Below are 14096 nucleotides of genomic sequence, written 5' to 3' on the forward strand. Positions count from 1 at the left end.
GTCAGCGCGACCCGCGACTGGACGACGCGAAGGCGGCGATGCGCGCCTGCGCGTCCGGCGTGGCCATGGCCGCCCCGATGGATCGCGCCTCCTCGGTGAGCTGCTCCGCGAACGTGCGCTCGGGCTGCGAGCGCACGAGTCGCTTGGCGTGACCGTATGCCGCGGCGGCGCCGTCGAGCCAGAACCGGGCGATCTCCTCCGCACGCTGACGGACGAGCACCGCCTCGGCCGCAGCATCCTCACCGGCGACCGCCTCGGCCGCGAGGCCCCAGTCGACCGCCTCCTCGGACGTGAGCAGGCGATCCTGCAGCACGAGCTGGAGCGCACGCCGCTGACCGACTGCGCGGGCGAGCTGCGCCGACACCGAAAGATCGGGGGTCAGGCCGATGTTCGCGTACAGGCTGCCGAGCTTCGAGCGCGCGCCGATGACGGCGTAGTCGCTGCTCAGCAGGATGCCGAGTCCGCCACCCGCCGTCGTGCCGTGAGCCGCCACGACGACCGGCATCGAGGACTCGGTGAGGGCGCGGATGCCGGTGTTGATGACCTCGGCGAGCGCCGCGATGTCCGTCGCGGAGCCACCGGTCGTCGCCATCTCGATCACGTCGCCGCCGGCGCAGAACGCGGGACCGGCGGCGTCGATCAGCACGGCGCGCACGTCATCCCTCGTGGTGGCCTCCACCGTGGCGTCGCGCCATGCGTGCGCCAGCTCGGCGTTGAAGGCGTTCAACCGTTCCGGACGGTTCAGCGTGAGCCTCGCCAGCCCCTCGTCGACGGTGAACAGGATGACATCGCTCATGGCTTCTCCTTCGAGCACAGGACGTATGCCCCCAGGGTAATCGCGATCAGGACGCGCTCCACACGCGAGCGGCGAACGCCTCCATGCGGCGGCGCGTGCCGTCGAGGCGGAAGTCGACCTGACCTGCCGCCCGCACCTCGTTCGGCGCCAGCGGATGCGCGAGCCGCACGTTCTCGTGGCACGACAGGTCGGCGCAGATGTAGGTGCCGACGGAGTCGCCTCGTGCTCCGGCATCCCCCGTCCGCCGCGCGGCGAACAGCGAGACCTGGTTGCCCGGCTGCATCGTGTGGCAGATGTTGCACAGGCCGGATCGCGCTCGCCCGGGATCCGTGGAACGCAGCACGATCCCGGCGACGCCGCCGTCGTGCTGGACGAGGATGTAGCCGCGGCGTCCCGCGCTGGGGTCGCGCCACGAGAAGAAGTCGAGGTAGTCCCAGTCGATCAGCATGAAGTCGTGCGGCATCTCCATGACCCGCATCTCGTCGGCATCCGCGTTGACGAAGGACGCACGGACCTCTGCCTCGGTGAGCGCTCGCATCCGCCCAGTCTAGGCAGGTCGAGGACAGAGGCGGCCCGGCCTAGGCGGGCAGGAGCTCGGCCCGCCGCAGGGTGCGCAACAGGGCGCGCGGCGGATGCGGTCGATCGAGCAGCGACGGACGGACGATCGCCGCGATGCCGGCCACGGTCGCGCGGACCTCGTCGCCGTCACGCCGCAAAAGGCGGATCGTCGCCAGCGCATCGATCCGAGGTCGCTGCCGTGCAGCGGCGAACGGGCCTCGTGCCCGGGTGGCGTCGATGACGGCCGTCTCGGTCAGCGGCTCCCCGCCACGCAGCTCGTGCTCGACGATCATCGCGAGGATCGCGCGCTGGCGGGCGCAGAGGTCGAGACCCCGACGGTCGCCCCGCACGAGCTCCTCGTCGATGCTGAGATCGAGCACGGCGCGCCGCTGGAGGAGGGGCGCACCCTCTGCATCGCCGCTCACCGTGCCGTCCTGCGTGCTGATCGTCGTCATACCTATGAGACGCGCTCCGCGGCACTTCATTACGCGACGCGCCGATGCGATCTCAGGTCTCCGACGCCGGGCGCTCGCGGATCAGGAACCCGAAGCCGAACGCGATGAAGAACATCAGCACTCCGTAGACGGCGGCGGGGAGGCTCAACTCGACGGAGCCGAGCACGGACTGCGCGATCACGATGGCGACGGTGGCGTTGTGGATGCCGATCTCGAACGAGGTCGCGATCGCCTGCCGCCGCCCGACGCGGAGCAGTCGCGGCACCAGGAACCCGATCGTGAGACTGATGAGGCAGAACAGCACGGTGATGAGCGCGAGCCGGGCGAAGTTGTCGACGAGCAGCGCCCAGTTCGAGGCGACCGCGCCGGCGATCACGACGACGAGGATCACGACGGAGGCGATGCGCACGGGCCGGTCCATGCCGGAGGCGAAGCGCGGCCAGAGCCGCCGGATGATCATGCCGACGGCGACGGGCAGCAGCACGATCGCGAACACCTCGAGCGCTTTGGACCACTGGAGTCCGAGCTGGTCGTCGAAGGGCTGGAAGTAGGCGATCGCGAGGTTCGTGATGATGGGCAGGGTGATGACCGCGATCACCGAGTTCACTGCCGTCAGCGAGATGTTGAGCGCGATGTCGCCGCGGAACAGGTGGCTGTAGAGGTTGGCCGTGGTCCCGCCCGGCGATGCGGCGAGCATCATCATGCCGACCCCGAGCACGGGCGGCAGCTGGAACAGGAGCACGAGCCCGAAGCAGATCGCCGGCAGGAGCACGAGCTGGCACAGCAGGGCGATCAGCACCGCCTTCGGCTGCCTGAGCACGCGCGCGAAGTCGGCGAGGGTGAGGCTGAGTCCGAGTCCCAGCATGATGATGCCCAGTGCGACGGGCAGTCCGATGGTGGTCAACGCTGATCCCATGGCACTCAGTGTGGCGGATGCAGGACCTCGGTGTCACGCATCCGCCGACCGTCCTCCGACGGCGCGGTATCAGTCGGCGGCGCGCTGCATGGCCTCGTCCGCCTCGGAGACGATGTCGCGCATCGCGGCGGCGGCCGCTTCGGCCTCCCCGCTCGCGACCGCGAAGGCGACGTCGCGGTGCCATTGGACGGCGCTCTGGTTCGCGACGTGCGGCATCAGGTCGTGGAGCGTGCGGCCGCGCAGCACAGCTTCGACGGTGTCCCCGAGCGCCGCGAGCATCGAGTTGCCCGAGGCCTCGAGCAGGAGCCGGTGGAAGTGCACGTCGGCCGCAAGGTACCGCTCGCGATCCGCCTCATGGTCCTCCTGCCCCATCTCGACCACGAGCGATACGAGGTCGACCTTCTGCGCTGCGGTCGCGTGGTCGGCGGCGAGCCGTGCTGCGAGGGGCTCGATCGCCGCCCGCAGTTGGCTGAGCTCGCGGAGCTGCTCGTCGCGACCCGGGCCGTCGAGCCGCCAGGCGATCACCTCGGGGGCATAGACGTTCCAGTCGCCGCGAGGACGCACCTCCACGCCCGACTTGCGCCGCACCCACACGAGCCCGAAGGACTCCAGCACCCGCACCGCCTCGCGTGCGGCGGATCGGGACACCCCTCGCTGTTCGGCGATCTCGACCGTGAGCATCCGCGATCCCGGGGCATGCACGCCGTCGACGATCGCGCGCCCGAGTTCGTCCACGAGGGAATCGTGGACGGGGCTGCCGATCCGAGGAGCACTCATATGACGAGTATGCCGCTGGTGACCCGATCAGGACGAGCCTGTCCACTGACTCCTGCAGATATGTTGCACATGTCACGGCGCGCGTGCTTATTATGTACGACATAAGGCCGTTTCATCGCCCGGATCAAGGAAGCTCATGGCATCGCTCATCCCGACAACCAGCACGCTCGCGGCAGCCGCCGGCGAGGCCGCTGCGCCCACCCAGCCCGCAGCCCAGCTCATCGCCGCCGCCGTCATCGGCATCGCGATCATCATCGTGCTCATCACCTGGGTCAAACTGCACCCGTTCCTGTCGCTCACGGTCGGCGCGCTCGCGACCGGCGCGATCGCCGGCATGGACATCGGCGCCTCGGTCACGAGCTTCTCGACCGGCTTCGGCTCGACCATGGGCGGCGTGGGCATCCTCATCGCGCTCGGCGCGATCTACGGCAAGCTCCTCGCGGACTCCGGCGGCGCCGACCGCATCGTCGACACGCTCGTGTCGAGGGCGAGCGCCCGCTCCCTCCCGTGGGTCATGGGTCTGATCGGCGCCGTGATCGGCCTGCCGATGTTCTTCGAGGTCGGCCTCGTGCTGCTCGTGCCCGTGATCATCCTCGTCGCACGACGCTCGGGCCAGTCGCTCATGCGCATCGCGATCCCCACGCTCGCCGGCCTCTCGGCGATGCACGGTCTCGTGCCCCCGCACCCCGGCCCGCTCGCGGCCATCGGCGCGCTCGGCGCGAACCTCGGTCTCACCCTCGCGTTCGGTGTGATCGTCGCGATCCCCGCCGTCATCATCTCCGGGCCGCTGTTCGCGCGGTTCGCGGCCCGCTGGGTCGACGTCCCCGTCCCCGACCTGTTCGTCACCGCGGAGGATTCCGGCGAGGAGACGACGCGCCGCCCCTCGTTCGGCGCCACGCTGTTCAGCATCCTGCTCCCCGTGTTCCTCATGCTCGCGAAGGCGATCGCCGACATCGGCGCTGCCGGCTCCGACGCCCCGTGGAAGCTGGCCCTCGACTTCCTCGGCACCCCCGTCATCGCCCTTCTGATCGCGGTGATCGCCGGGTTCTTCATCCTCGGACACGGAGCCGGATTCGACCGTCAGCGCATCAACGACATCGTCGGGTCGTCGCTCGGCCCGATCGCCGGCATTCTGCTGATCGTCGGCGCCGGCGGAGGATTCAAGCAGGTGCTGGTCGACACCGGCATCGGCGGCGTGATCGCCGAGTTCGTGTCGGGATCGTCCGTCTCGGTGCTGGTGCTGGCGTGGCTGGTCGCGGTCGTGATCCGCATCGCCACGGGGTCCGCGACCGTCGCGACCATCACCGCCGCCGGCATCCTGCAGCCTCTGACCGAGACCCTCGACTCCCCCATGGTCGCGCTCCTCGTGCTGGCGATCGGCTCGGGCTCGGTGTTCCTGTCGCACGTGAACGACGCCGGGTTCTGGCTCATCAAGGAGTACTTCGGTCTCAGCATCCCGCAGACGCTGAAGTCGTGGACCGTGCTCGAGTGCCTCATCTCGGTCACCGGCCTCGCCGGCACCCTGCTCCTGAGCCTGGTGGTGTGACCATGATGGCTGCACAGGCTCCCGTCCTCGTCTTCATGGGCGTCGCCGGCACCGGAAAGTCCACGGTCGCCGCGATGCTCGCAGGACGCCTGGGGTGGACGTTCGAAGAGGGCGACGATCTGCATCCCGAGGCGAACGTCAAGAAGATGGCCTCCGGGACCCCTCTCGACGACGAGGATCGCTGGCCGTGGCTCGACCGCATCGCGGAGTGGATCGACGAGCGGATCGCCGCGGGAGAGCCCGGCATCATCACCTGCTCGGCGCTCAAGCGCAGCTACCGCGACGTGCTCCGCCGCGAGGCCGTCACGTTCGTGCATTTCGCGGGCGACCGCGAGCTCATCCTCGAGCGGATGATGCGACGCCAGGGCCACTTCATGCCCACGGCGCTGCTCGACTCGCAGTTCGCGACCCTCCAGCCCTTGGATGCCGACGAGAAGGCCATCGAGGTCGCGATCGACGCCACGCCCCAGGAGCAGACCGCGGAGATCGCGACACGGCTCCGGTTGCACGCCGACTACTGAGTAGCCGTCCCGCAGGTGTGCGGGCATGCGAGAGGGACGGGGCCGCGAATGCAGCCCCGCCCCTCTCGTCGATCGACGCTCAGCCGTTGAAGGCGTCCTTGACGTTCTCGCCCGCCTTCTTGACGCTGGCCTTGGCCTGGTCGGCTTTGCCCTCGGCCTCGAGCTTCTCGTTGTCGGTCACCTTGCCGACGGTCTCCTTCGCCTTGCCGGCGAGGTCCTGAGCGGCGTTCTTGATCTTGTCGTCGAGTCCCATGAGATGTCCCTTCGTGGTGATGGATGGTGGATCCTGTCGGCGAGATGTTCTCTCGCCGTCCTATCGACGGCCTGCGAGGAACCGACGATAAGTCTGTGTACGTCGCCCGACGATCAGGAGAGGCGGCGCTGGTCGTGTGCGAGCCGCGCGCGGAGCCCGGTGTGGATCGACACGTATGTCGCCGTCTCGCGGCCCGTGAGGGTCGCCAGGTTCGTCAGCAGCCGGTCGAGGTGGTCGACCAGGTCACGCGGGTCGGTGTTCTGCCGCGGGGTGACCGCGACGTGCAGCACCGGCTCGCGGTGGATGTCGTTCGCCGTGACGCTGGTCGAGAGGATCTCGTCTCGACCAGCGAGCGAGTTCTTGACCGCATCCGACACGAACGACTCGGTGACCGTCACCCGCCCGAGCGGGTTCTGCGATCCGCTGGAGCGCAGAGCGGTCTTCGACCGACGCCCGGCGACGCTCGTGAGCGCGAGGACCAAGAGGACGATCACGACGATGATCGCCGCCACAGCGCCGATCGCGATCCCGGAGACGCTGCTCCCGGCGACGGTCGTCGCGGCGATCGCCTGGTCGAGCCAGGACTCGGAGTTCCTTCCGGCCTCGCTCCAGATCTGGCCGGCCGTCGGCCAACTCATGACCGTGATGCCCACGGCGCCCAGCGCCAGGAACAGGAGACCGATGATGAACAGCAGGATGCGGTTCAGGGCGCGATTCGTGTTGTTCACAGCTCGTCATCCTCCTGAGTCGGGCGTTCGATGCGCACGCGGGTGCGGACGCTGCGGGTGAGACGGTAGGTCTCGATCTCGGCTTCGGCGGCCGACTGCACCGCAGCCTTGTCGACGGGGATGCCGACTCCCGGCCGCACGGTGACGTCGACGCTGCGATGTCCGACCCCGACGGTGATGTCCTCGCGGGCGAGTCCCGTCTCCTCGGCGAGGTGCTGAGCGAGGGCGCTCGCGATCACACCGTTGTCGATCACGACGGCGCGGTCGCCGGCGTCGATCGTGTGGCGGGAGAGCCTTCCGGGAGTCACGGCCAGCCAGAGGAAGACGAGGCCGATGACGGCGAGCACGACGCTGCCGGCGATGACGAGGCCGATGGGCTGCGCGGTGGGCAGTCGGACGAGCCAGCCCGCCGCCGCGGCCGGGCCGAGCAGGAGAGCGGGCTGCGCCAGCAGGCTCAGCACGATCTCGAGTCCGATGTAGGCCAAGGCGAGGATCAGGAGGATGACCGCGATGAACATCGCGACGGTGCGCGGTGAGTGGGTCTCGCGTCGGACGACGCGACGCAGTGCCGGGCTGGTCATCGCACTCGTCTCCTTTCGGGAATGGTCGCGCCGGTGATGGTCAGCGCGATACGGCTCACATCGCGGCCGAGGATGCCGGTGAGGCGGTGCTGCAGCTGCTCCTGCAGCTCCTTGGCGCGATCGAGGACGGGGGTGGTGTGGGAGATCGCGACGGTGTCGTCGAGATCGGGGACGGGGAGCGGGCTGGAGATGCGGAGGGCGATCCCTGCACCACGCTCGATCACGTCGGCCTTCACGTCACTGCGGGAGACGCCGATCAGCGACGCGGAGGTCTGCTCCACGACGGTGCGATAGACGCGTTCCCGCACGGTGACGCGGCCGGGAAGGGCCTCCCCGCCGGTGGCGTGCCCCGAGGGGCCGCCACCGGCGATGACGTTCTGGTCGACGGTCATCAGGAGGTTCGCCGCCCCGTGAAGACGTCGGCGAGGCTGCGGACGTCGAGCTTGCCCGAGGCGATGCGACCCACGAGCGCTCCGATCCCGGCGAGCACGGCGACGAGGAGGAATCCCCAGAAGCCGAAGGCCAGGGCGGCGAGCGCCAGGAGGGCACCGATCAGGGCGCCGGTGGTCGTGGGGCTCATGAGACGCGCGACTCCTCGTTGTCGGAGCTGTCGTCGCCGGGCACGTGCACGTCGTTGACCTCGACGTTGACCTCGACGACCTCGAGGCCGACGAGACGCGTGATCGCACCGGCGACGGCGGCGCGGACGCTGTTCGCGACCTCCTGGATGGGAGCCGGGTACTCGACGACGATGGTGATGTCGGCGGCGGCCTGGGTCTCCCCGACCTCGACCTTCACACCCTGCGCGAGGTCGGTCGCGTTGATCACGTCGCGGATCGCACCGAAGGCACGGGCTCCGCCGCCACCGAGCGCGTACACGCCGGGGATCTCACGGGCCGCGATGCCGGCGACCTTCGCGACGACGCCATCGGCGATCGTCGTGGTGCCCGCGGCGTTCACGTCGGACGGGACCCGCGAGGTCGAGAACGACGAGGCGCGGTCGACGCGTCCGGCGGGCTTCGCCGCTGCGGTGGTGTCGGCCAGCTCCTTCTCGGCGGGGCTGGTGCTGTTCTTCTGGTCCTGCGTTGCCATGACGAGTCCTATCTGTATCGACGGCCGGCAGGTTCCCAGAGGGCCGGCCGGGAGCGTGTGTCTGTGTCGCTCATAGATAAGACGGGTGAGGTGCGGGATTCGTCACAAAGAAGTTCGGGGAAGTTCTGGCGTCGTCCTCGCGGCGCCGGTGCGGACGGTCGTACGAAACGGTCAGCGGTCTTCTTCTGCGCGGGAATCGGACGGTGCCTGGTCGTTGTCGTCGGGCAACGCGCGCAGTGTTCGTCCGATCCGACCCAGCTCAGGGAGGATGTAGAGGAGTGCGATGAAGGCGATCGTGAGTGCCACACCGACGACCGCGTCCCATCCGGCGAGGAGATAGGCCGCGACGCCGCACCCGACCGTGAGCACCGGAAGCAACGCCCACAAGATGACCCGACGACGCCGCGACGACGACACCGTCTCACCGGGTAGCGGCTTCGGAGCGGGATCGCCATCACTCATCGCCTGAGTAGCGCGGGAAAGAGCCAGGAGCGCCGAACCGATCAGTTCCGCCGGTCGTGGTCGGGCCGCCCGGCCACGGCACGGTAGACCGCCAGGCTCGCAGGCGGGATGAAGTGCGGTCGCGACCACCGGCACTAAAGCGGACGCGGCTGCGACGGCGACGGCGACGGCGACGGCGACTATGAGCGCAACGCGAGCGTCGAGAGCGTCGAGCACGGTGGCTTGCTCGTCGTTCATGAGCAGGATGGTGGCGACCCACTGCGCCGGCAAAAGGGCCGTAGCCACGCCCAGAGCCGTGACCATGGACTCGCCGCCTTAGGAAGCGATATGGCGAAGTGCCCGAATGTAGCGCTCGGCTAGTTCACGGTCGCTGTCCTGCTCTCGCGAAGGGAGTTCTGCGAAGGGTGTCGCGATCTGCCGTTCCCAGCGCGCGACAAGGTCGGCGGGCATGATCAGCGAGCCGTCTGGCAAACGTTCGCACTCACCATGCAGATAGCGCTGCCAATGCGCCCACTGCTCGTGAACAACCTCAGCTACGACGTGAATGGTACGGGGGTTCGTGAACAGAGACTCGAGATCGTTCGCCATCAGATTAGCCTCTCGTTGACGAGACGCCAGTAGTGCTCCCCCAAGACGGTCAACTCGCATGCCTTACTTTCCATCGCCGCGTGATACATGTGAGGCGCATCGACAGGTCGGACGAGGTTGACCTTCACGTAGCTCTGGAGTGTGGCGAATACAGCCGTCTTCGTGGGATCGGGGGCAGGAATCGAGGGGTCCGTATCCCCGCAGCGCTCCGGCTCGAAGGCCGGGTCAAGTGGCAGGTGAGCGTTCGGGTCCGGGAAGATCTCGGTCAGCTGATGAAGTTGAGCCAGCGAGATAGGCGGGGTCGCTTTTCGGAGCGACACGAACGACTTCACATTCGTCTTAAACACTGGCCGCTGCTGCCAATTGCTCAGCGACTGATCCACGTGCGCATACACGCTTCCGGGCGTGACGTCCCCTACGAGGTTCGACGCTGCACCGTTCAGCGCGTCGACGAACGACGTGGTGAAGACACCGGCCCCGTTGGTCTCATCAGCGTACTGATTCGCCGTGGATGCCGACAAGATCGTCACGCCTTCGCGGATGTCAGCCTGGTGCGCGCCCACCTGAACCAGGTGATCTGGTCCTCGTTCCACGTACGGATTGTCGTCTCATCCAATGAGTTCAGCACCGCGTCAATAGGCGCCCGCGTCGGGGCGACTATATACGCGGGACTGAGCTCTCAGCGAAGAACGCACCGGCCCCATCGCGTCTGGCCGCGCCTCCAGCGCCTTCCTCACGCGGTGTCGGTCATCGCCATCGAGACCGAAGTCCCCCACCACGGGATTTCCTTGTCGAACCGCGCTCGAACCTTCGACGCAAGCCTTCCATCGTTCACTGACGGAATGCTTCGACCGGTTCGATCCTCGTGGCACGGATCGCGGGATAAAGGCCCGCGATGGACCCAATCGCAACACCCATCACAGGACCGGCGACCAGCGACCACGGCTCGATGACGGCAGTCCACTGCTGACTCAATGCGATGATCGTCACCGACGCCATGGCCAGGGCCGTTCCAAGAAGCCCGCCAAGGAGTCCACGGACAGCGGACTCACCCAAGAACTGCTGGGCGATGTGTCGAGGCAGCGCGCCGAGAGAGCGTCGCAGGGCGATCTCTCGAGTGCGGGCGATAACACCGAGCAAGGAGACATTGGCGATGCCGACGCCACTGACCAGTACGCAGATGCCGGCGAGTGCGAAGAAGAGCGCCTGCGTGGAGCTGTTCACCCGGTCTTTCACGACCGTCGGTTTCGGTGGCGGGACGATCTGATACGCGGTGAGTTCCGCCGGGTTCAGCGCCAGGGGGAGCTGCTCGGCGACGGCCTTCGAGGCTCCGACTTCGGTGGCGACGACCATCGTCTCCCTCTGACCTGGGGCATCGAAGTTGCTGCGAGCGAACCCCGCGGGAATGATGACGCTTGTCAGCGCCGCGCTCGACCCAGTGGTGTCGTCAACGACACCGATGACCGTGAAGCGAAGGTTGTTCAGCACAACCACGGGCTGGTCCGCGACGGTGTCAATGCCAAGGTCGCCGGCCAGCTTTTCCCCGATGACGGCGACAGGTTGGTTCTCGTGGAACGCGTCGAATGTGCGGCCGCTGGAGACCTCAGCGCCCACAAGGTCGAAGTAACCCGGCGTCACCGCCAGGAGTGGCGGTTGAGATGAGCCAGGGTCAATGGACGGCGGGTTCACACTGATGGTGACTCCAGGAACGTTCCACCATCTCCCGGCTGCGGTGACCCCGTCGATCTGACTCACGCGGGAATCGGCATCGTCGACGAAAAGCGGTTCAGACACCGATCCTCCGATGCGCGGCGTCACCGTGATCTGCGTGGCTTCGACTTTCAGGAACTCGTCGCTGATCTGGCCGTTGGCGCTGGCGGTGACACCGAGGACAGCAACGAAGGACGCGACGCCGATGGCGATCCCGAGGATCGTCATGCCGGAGCGAGATGATTGCTGGACGACTCCTGCCATCGCCTCGTTGAGGAGTCGCCGGCGAACGGGACGGCCACTCATGGTCCCTCGCTCAAGGTGCCGTCGAGCATGCGCAGCGTTCGGTTGCCGTGCCGTGCGACCTGAGCGTCGTGAGTGATGAGCACGACCGTGCGACCAGCGGCGTTGAGGTCGTCGAAGAGGGAGAGAACAGCCGACGCGGTCGTACTGTCAAGGTTCCCGGTCGGTTCGTCGCACAGCAGAACGGCGGGATCGGATGCGAGCGCCCGCGCAATGGCCACTCGTTGCTGCTGTCCGCCGGAGAGCTCGGTGGGCAACCGTCGGTCGAATGCGCCCAGTCCGACGGCTTGCAGCGCCTCGTGCGCCCGGGCACGTGACTCACGTTCCGTGGTCCCGCTGTAGAGGTCGCTGAGCATGACGTTCTCGAGGCACGTGCGCTGCTCGAGCAGGTGAAACGACTGAAAGACGAAGCCGATCTCCTCGCCCCGCACTCGCGCCCGCTCGTTCTCCGTCAGTTGCGTGACATCGTGCCCTCTCAGTGAGTAGGTTCCGGCGGATGGTTTGTCGAGGAGCCCGAGGATGTTCAGGAGCGTCGACTTCCCGGAACCCGACGGTCCAACGATGGTGACGAAGTCGCCTTCCTCGATGGAGACGGAGGAGGCGGCCAGCGCATGCACTTCGGGTGGTCCGGGATACACCCGTGAGACATCACGCAGTTCGACCACGGCGGTCATTGGACGCCCAAAACGACCAGGTCACCCACAGCGAGCTCCCCTTCACCCGCGCTCACTCGCGCCTGGCCGCTTCCGGTGTCATCGATCGTGACCGTGACGCGGCGGGTATCAGTTCCCTCTCTGAGCAGCACATAGGTCCCCCCGGTCGCGCTGGAGCGGATCGCGGAGAGAGGCACGACAAGGCCGACCTCCGCGTCGGCGCCGGTGAGAACAGTGATCTCCACTTTCCCGTCGATTGCCCTGGCTGACAGGGCAGCGTCCGGTTGGATGACAACAGTCGCGCGACTGACTCCGTCCTCTCCGGTGACCAACCCTCCGACTGCCGTGACTGCGCCTTCCTGTGGACCGCCGATGGCACTCCCTGCGATGGACACGCGGTCGCCAACATGGAGCAATTGGGAGGTCGCGTCCGTGACCTCTGCCGTCACTGTCGGATCGGACGTGGTGGCTCGAATCAGCGGACTCTCCACTGCACCTCCGAGCGGGGACGCGATGCTGAGGACGGTCGCGGTGGCCGCCGCGCCGAACACAAGCTCCGACTGGAGAGCGGTGGTCTCTGCCGGGGCCGCATACCCCGCAGCTTTGTAGACGGCGCGCACGGCATTCGTCGTGCCTGTGCCCCAGGTGCCGTCTGGTTCGCCGTTGAGCCACGGACGGAGCCCTTCTTGCAGACGGCGGACGTCCTCGCCCTTGTCTCCGGGGCGCAGGTCCCGCAGCAGCGGAATGGCCCCTTGCAGGTAGATGACGGGCCTGTCGTTCACCTCGGCGATCACGGTGCCTGCGGTGAACTGCGCCCCGACGGCCACAGGCAGTCCGGTGACCACACCGCCTCCGGCCGGGGACAGGTTGGTCACATGACCGAGGGAGACAACACCGGGCAGCAGAAGCGGATCAGTGATGCTGCCTTCCTCAACGGCGATGGTCAACTCGCTGTTCTTAGGTGGTGCAGCATCCGCGGCAATCTGTGCCGGCGAGCGCACGAAGAAGCCCGCCGCGCCCCCGATGCCTGCCGAGACCAGTGCCGTTACGAGGATCCAGACACCGACGCGGCGTGTGGGGGTCATCCGCTGTTCGCTCATCGCCGCCTACTCGCCCAGGAGCCGGTTCACGGCGTCGAGCCGCTCTCGCTCCGCGTCCAGTGCGGACTGGAACCTCTCGGGCTGCTTGTCGATGGCCTGCTGTTCATAGTCAGCGAGCACGTAGTAGAACGTGTCGGGCCAGCGTGTGTCGTTGGTGCAATCGACATCTGCCAGAGCCACAGCGATGGTCTCGGCGGTGATTGCCCCGGAGTTCGCGGTCGGCGCCGCCTCGAACCGTGCGTAGTCGAAGCCTGCGTCCTTCATGCACGCCGACCAGGCGTCCGCTTTGTCTTTCACGGCGTCGTGGGCGAACGTGAGGCCGTACACGTCGGACGTCAGATCGCGGAGATCCACGAACGGCACCCCGATTTCTCCTTCCACCACGCCGTAGCAGCCCTTCTCGGATGGGGCGTTGCCAGCGCTGTCCGTCGGAATGAGCTCGGGGTCTAGGGCTTGGTCATCGCCCCCTTCTCCCAGGATCATTCCTTGCTCCGGGCCGTACATCACCGCCGACAGCTGAGCGGCCTCGGTCGGGTCGTTCGGCATGACAGGATTCAGGTTCTCCGCACTGGCCAAGTAGATGCCCGCACCGTTGGACCATTCGCCTCCTGGCGGAGCCGCGTAGCCGTATTCCTCAGCCTGATCCCGGGGCAAGGTCCCGAGGCGCCCTCCCCACTGGTAGATGATCGGGACGTTCGGATCCTCACTCGCCTGCTGGATGTAGTCCCCGCTGAAGGTCACCGAGAACCCGAAGTCCGCGAGGCAGCGGTTCAAGAGCGTCGCTGTGCCCTGCTGCAGCTGCTCGCGCTCAGAACTCCCCATGCCGAACGAGTCGAACGGCAGCGCGGCAAGCGCCTGCGACGCCGAGAGGTCCGTGGGCACCTCAGGAGTCGTCCAGCCTTCCTCGGCTGATGCGCTCGAGCATCCTGTGACGACGAGGGCGGCGAGGGCCAGCAGAGACATTGTCGGCGCGAGGCGTTTCATGAGTGAGGGCGATCCTGTTCTCGAGATGGTGGGGGACGTGAGACCGGGAGCGAGTGCCCGGTCTCACGCGGAG

Annotated in this window: 20 protein-coding genes; 2 read left to right on the forward strand and 18 right to left on the reverse strand. The window is 67.5% G+C overall.

Features of this window, described 5'->3' with window-relative positions; all coding sequences use genetic code 11:
* Position 1: 1 nt before the first annotated feature.
* The 5 genes from MRBLMX7_RS05620 to MRBLMX7_RS05640 form a co-directional block, all read right to left on the reverse strand.
* Positions 2-796, reverse strand: a complete 795-nt coding sequence (locus tag MRBLMX7_RS05620) for an enoyl-CoA hydratase/isomerase family protein (protein WP_363366573.1) — start codon at positions 794-796, stop codon at positions 2-4.
* A 46-nt stretch (positions 797-842) separates the two neighbouring features.
* Positions 843-1334: an FBP domain-containing protein gene (locus tag MRBLMX7_RS05625; RefSeq protein ID WP_363366574.1), complete on the reverse strand. Its 492-nt coding sequence runs from the start codon at positions 1332-1334 to the stop codon at positions 843-845.
* Between the two features lie 40 nt (positions 1335-1374).
* The gene (locus MRBLMX7_RS05630; protein ID WP_363366575.1) at positions 1375-1809 is read right to left on the reverse strand and encodes a hypothetical protein; all 435 of its coding nucleotides are present in this window, start codon (positions 1807-1809) and stop codon (positions 1375-1377) included.
* A 52-nt stretch (positions 1810-1861) separates the two neighbouring features.
* Positions 1862-2713, reverse strand: coding sequence for a bile acid:sodium symporter family protein (locus tag MRBLMX7_RS05635; protein WP_363366576.1), 852 nt, complete (start codon positions 2711-2713; stop codon positions 1862-1864).
* Between the two features lie 81 nt (positions 2714-2794).
* Positions 2795-3502, reverse strand: coding sequence for a FadR/GntR family transcriptional regulator (locus tag MRBLMX7_RS05640; protein ID WP_363366577.1), 708 nt, complete (start codon positions 3500-3502; stop codon positions 2795-2797).
* Positions 3503-3638: 136 nt separating this feature from the next.
* Here MRBLMX7_RS05640 and MRBLMX7_RS05645 point away from each other — a divergent pair, with 136 nt between their 5' ends.
* Both MRBLMX7_RS05645 and MRBLMX7_RS05650 read left to right on the forward strand, forming a co-directional pair.
* Positions 3639-5048, forward strand: a complete 1410-nt coding sequence (locus MRBLMX7_RS05645) for a GntP family permease (RefSeq protein ID WP_363366578.1) — start codon at positions 3639-3641, stop codon at positions 5046-5048.
* A 2-nt stretch (positions 5049-5050) separates the two neighbouring features.
* Entirely contained in the window at positions 5051-5569 is a 519-nt protein-coding gene (locus MRBLMX7_RS05650; protein WP_414685138.1) for a gluconokinase, read from the forward strand.
* Between the two features lie 79 nt (positions 5570-5648).
* On the opposite strand, the gene MRBLMX7_RS05655 is transcribed toward MRBLMX7_RS05650, so the two are convergent.
* The 13 genes from MRBLMX7_RS05655 to MRBLMX7_RS05715 form a co-directional block, all read right to left on the reverse strand.
* Complete coding sequence (locus tag MRBLMX7_RS05655; RefSeq protein WP_082297419.1) at positions 5649-5822, reverse strand: CsbD family protein; 174 nt, start codon at positions 5820-5822, stop codon at positions 5649-5651.
* Between the two features lie 113 nt (positions 5823-5935).
* Positions 5936-6550, reverse strand: a complete 615-nt coding sequence (locus MRBLMX7_RS05660) for a hypothetical protein (protein WP_363366579.1) — start codon at positions 6548-6550, stop codon at positions 5936-5938.
* Positions 6547-7131, reverse strand: a complete 585-nt coding sequence (locus MRBLMX7_RS05665) for a DUF6286 domain-containing protein (RefSeq protein WP_363366580.1) — start codon at positions 7129-7131, stop codon at positions 6547-6549. Before MRBLMX7_RS05665 ends, MRBLMX7_RS05660 begins: the two co-directional genes overlap by 4 nt.
* Positions 7128-7523, reverse strand: coding sequence for a hypothetical protein (locus tag MRBLMX7_RS05670; RefSeq protein ID WP_363366581.1), 396 nt, complete (start codon positions 7521-7523; stop codon positions 7128-7130). Before MRBLMX7_RS05670 ends, MRBLMX7_RS05665 begins: the two co-directional genes overlap by 4 nt.
* A complete protein-coding gene (locus tag MRBLMX7_RS05675) occupies positions 7523-7711 on the reverse strand; it encodes a DUF2273 domain-containing protein (protein WP_050721693.1) in 189 nt (62 codons plus the stop codon). The genes MRBLMX7_RS05670 and MRBLMX7_RS05675 overlap by 1 nt, the downstream gene beginning before the upstream one ends.
* Entirely contained in the window at positions 7708-8223 is a 516-nt protein-coding gene (locus tag MRBLMX7_RS05680; protein WP_363366582.1) for an Asp23/Gls24 family envelope stress response protein, read from the reverse strand. Before MRBLMX7_RS05680 ends, MRBLMX7_RS05675 begins: the two co-directional genes overlap by 4 nt.
* 171 nt (positions 8224-8394) lie before the next feature.
* Positions 8395-8988, reverse strand: coding sequence for a hypothetical protein (locus MRBLMX7_RS05685; protein WP_363366583.1), 594 nt, complete (start codon positions 8986-8988; stop codon positions 8395-8397).
* A 12-nt stretch (positions 8989-9000) separates the two neighbouring features.
* Positions 9001-9273: a hypothetical protein gene (locus MRBLMX7_RS05690; protein ID WP_363366584.1), complete on the reverse strand. Its 273-nt coding sequence runs from the start codon at positions 9271-9273 to the stop codon at positions 9001-9003.
* Positions 9273-9836 (reverse strand): hypothetical protein, encoded by a 564-nt coding sequence (locus MRBLMX7_RS05695; RefSeq protein ID WP_363366585.1) that lies wholly within the window; start codon positions 9834-9836, stop codon positions 9273-9275. The genes MRBLMX7_RS05690 and MRBLMX7_RS05695 overlap by 1 nt, the downstream gene beginning before the upstream one ends.
* A 268-nt stretch (positions 9837-10104) precedes the next feature.
* Positions 10105-11211: an ABC transporter permease gene (locus MRBLMX7_RS05700; RefSeq protein WP_363366586.1), complete on the reverse strand. Its 1107-nt coding sequence runs from the start codon at positions 11209-11211 to the stop codon at positions 10105-10107.
* A 74-nt stretch (positions 11212-11285) separates the two neighbouring features.
* Entirely contained in the window at positions 11286-11960 is a 675-nt protein-coding gene (locus tag MRBLMX7_RS05705; protein ID WP_363366587.1) for an ABC transporter ATP-binding protein, read from the reverse strand.
* On the reverse strand, positions 11957-13039 hold the full coding sequence (locus MRBLMX7_RS05710; protein ID WP_363366588.1) for a hypothetical protein: 1083 nt from the start codon (positions 13037-13039) through the stop codon (positions 11957-11959). Before MRBLMX7_RS05710 ends, MRBLMX7_RS05705 begins: the two co-directional genes overlap by 4 nt.
* A 6-nt stretch (positions 13040-13045) precedes the next feature.
* A complete protein-coding gene (locus tag MRBLMX7_RS05715; protein WP_363366589.1) occupies positions 13046-14023 on the reverse strand; it encodes a hypothetical protein in 978 nt (325 codons plus the stop codon).
* Between the last annotated feature and the right edge of the window lie 73 nt (positions 14024-14096).

Origin of the sequence: Microbacterium sp. LMX7-1.2, assembly GCF_040675935.1 — a bacterium.
Classification (GTDB): Bacteria; Actinomycetota; Actinomycetes; order Actinomycetales; family Microbacteriaceae; genus Microbacterium.

What these genes read in the sequence shown, in the direction of transcription:
- MRBLMX7_RS05620 (WP_363366573.1), bottom strand. Translation starts at nt 796, where the DNA reads ATGAGCGATGTCATCCTGTTCACCGTCGACGAGGGGCTGGCGAGGCTC.
- MRBLMX7_RS05625 (WP_363366574.1), bottom strand. Translation starts at nt 1,334, where the DNA reads ATGCGAGCGCTCACCGAGGCAGAGGTCCGTGCGTCCTTCGTCAACGCG.
- MRBLMX7_RS05630 (WP_363366575.1), bottom strand. Translation starts at nt 1,809, where the DNA reads ATGACGACGATCAGCACGCAGGACGGCACGGTGAGCGGCGATGCAGAG.
- MRBLMX7_RS05640 (WP_363366577.1), bottom strand. Translation starts at nt 3,502, where the DNA reads ATGAGTGCTCCTCGGATCGGCAGCCCCGTCCACGATTCCCTCGTGGAC.
- MRBLMX7_RS05645 (WP_363366578.1), top strand. Translation starts at nt 3,639, where the DNA reads ATGGCATCGCTCATCCCGACAACCAGCACGCTCGCGGCAGCCGCCGGC.
- MRBLMX7_RS05650 (WP_414685138.1), top strand. Translation starts at nt 5,051, where the DNA reads ATGATGGCTGCACAGGCTCCCGTCCTCGTCTTCATGGGCGTCGCCGGC.
- MRBLMX7_RS05655 (WP_082297419.1), bottom strand. Translation starts at nt 5,822, where the DNA reads ATGGGACTCGACGACAAGATCAAGAACGCCGCTCAGGACCTCGCCGGC.
- MRBLMX7_RS05665 (WP_363366580.1), bottom strand. Translation starts at nt 7,131, where the DNA reads ATGACCAGCCCGGCACTGCGTCGCGTCGTCCGACGCGAGACCCACTCA.
- MRBLMX7_RS05670 (WP_363366581.1), bottom strand. Translation starts at nt 7,523, where the DNA reads ATGACCGTCGACCAGAACGTCATCGCCGGTGGCGGCCCCTCGGGGCAC.
- MRBLMX7_RS05675 (WP_050721693.1), bottom strand. Translation starts at nt 7,711, where the DNA reads ATGAGCCCCACGACCACCGGCGCCCTGATCGGTGCCCTCCTGGCGCTC.
- MRBLMX7_RS05680 (WP_363366582.1), bottom strand. Translation starts at nt 8,223, where the DNA reads ATGGCAACGCAGGACCAGAAGAACAGCACCAGCCCCGCCGAGAAGGAG.
- MRBLMX7_RS05685 (WP_363366583.1), bottom strand. Translation starts at nt 8,988, where the DNA reads ATGGTCACGGCTCTGGGCGTGGCTACGGCCCTTTTGCCGGCGCAGTGG.
- MRBLMX7_RS05690 (WP_363366584.1), bottom strand. Translation starts at nt 9,273, where the DNA reads ATGGCGAACGATCTCGAGTCTCTGTTCACGAACCCCCGTACCATTCAC.
- MRBLMX7_RS05700 (WP_363366586.1), bottom strand. Translation starts at nt 11,211, where the DNA reads ATGACGATCCTCGGGATCGCCATCGGCGTCGCGTCCTTCGTTGCTGTC.
- MRBLMX7_RS05705 (WP_363366587.1), bottom strand. Translation starts at nt 11,960, where the DNA reads ATGACCGCCGTGGTCGAACTGCGTGATGTCTCACGGGTGTATCCCGGA.
- MRBLMX7_RS05710 (WP_363366588.1), bottom strand. Translation starts at nt 13,039, where the DNA reads ATGAGCGAACAGCGGATGACCCCCACACGCCGCGTCGGTGTCTGGATC.
- MRBLMX7_RS05715 (WP_363366589.1), bottom strand. Translation starts at nt 14,023, where the DNA reads ATGAAACGCCTCGCGCCGACAATGTCTCTGCTGGCCCTCGCCGCCCTC.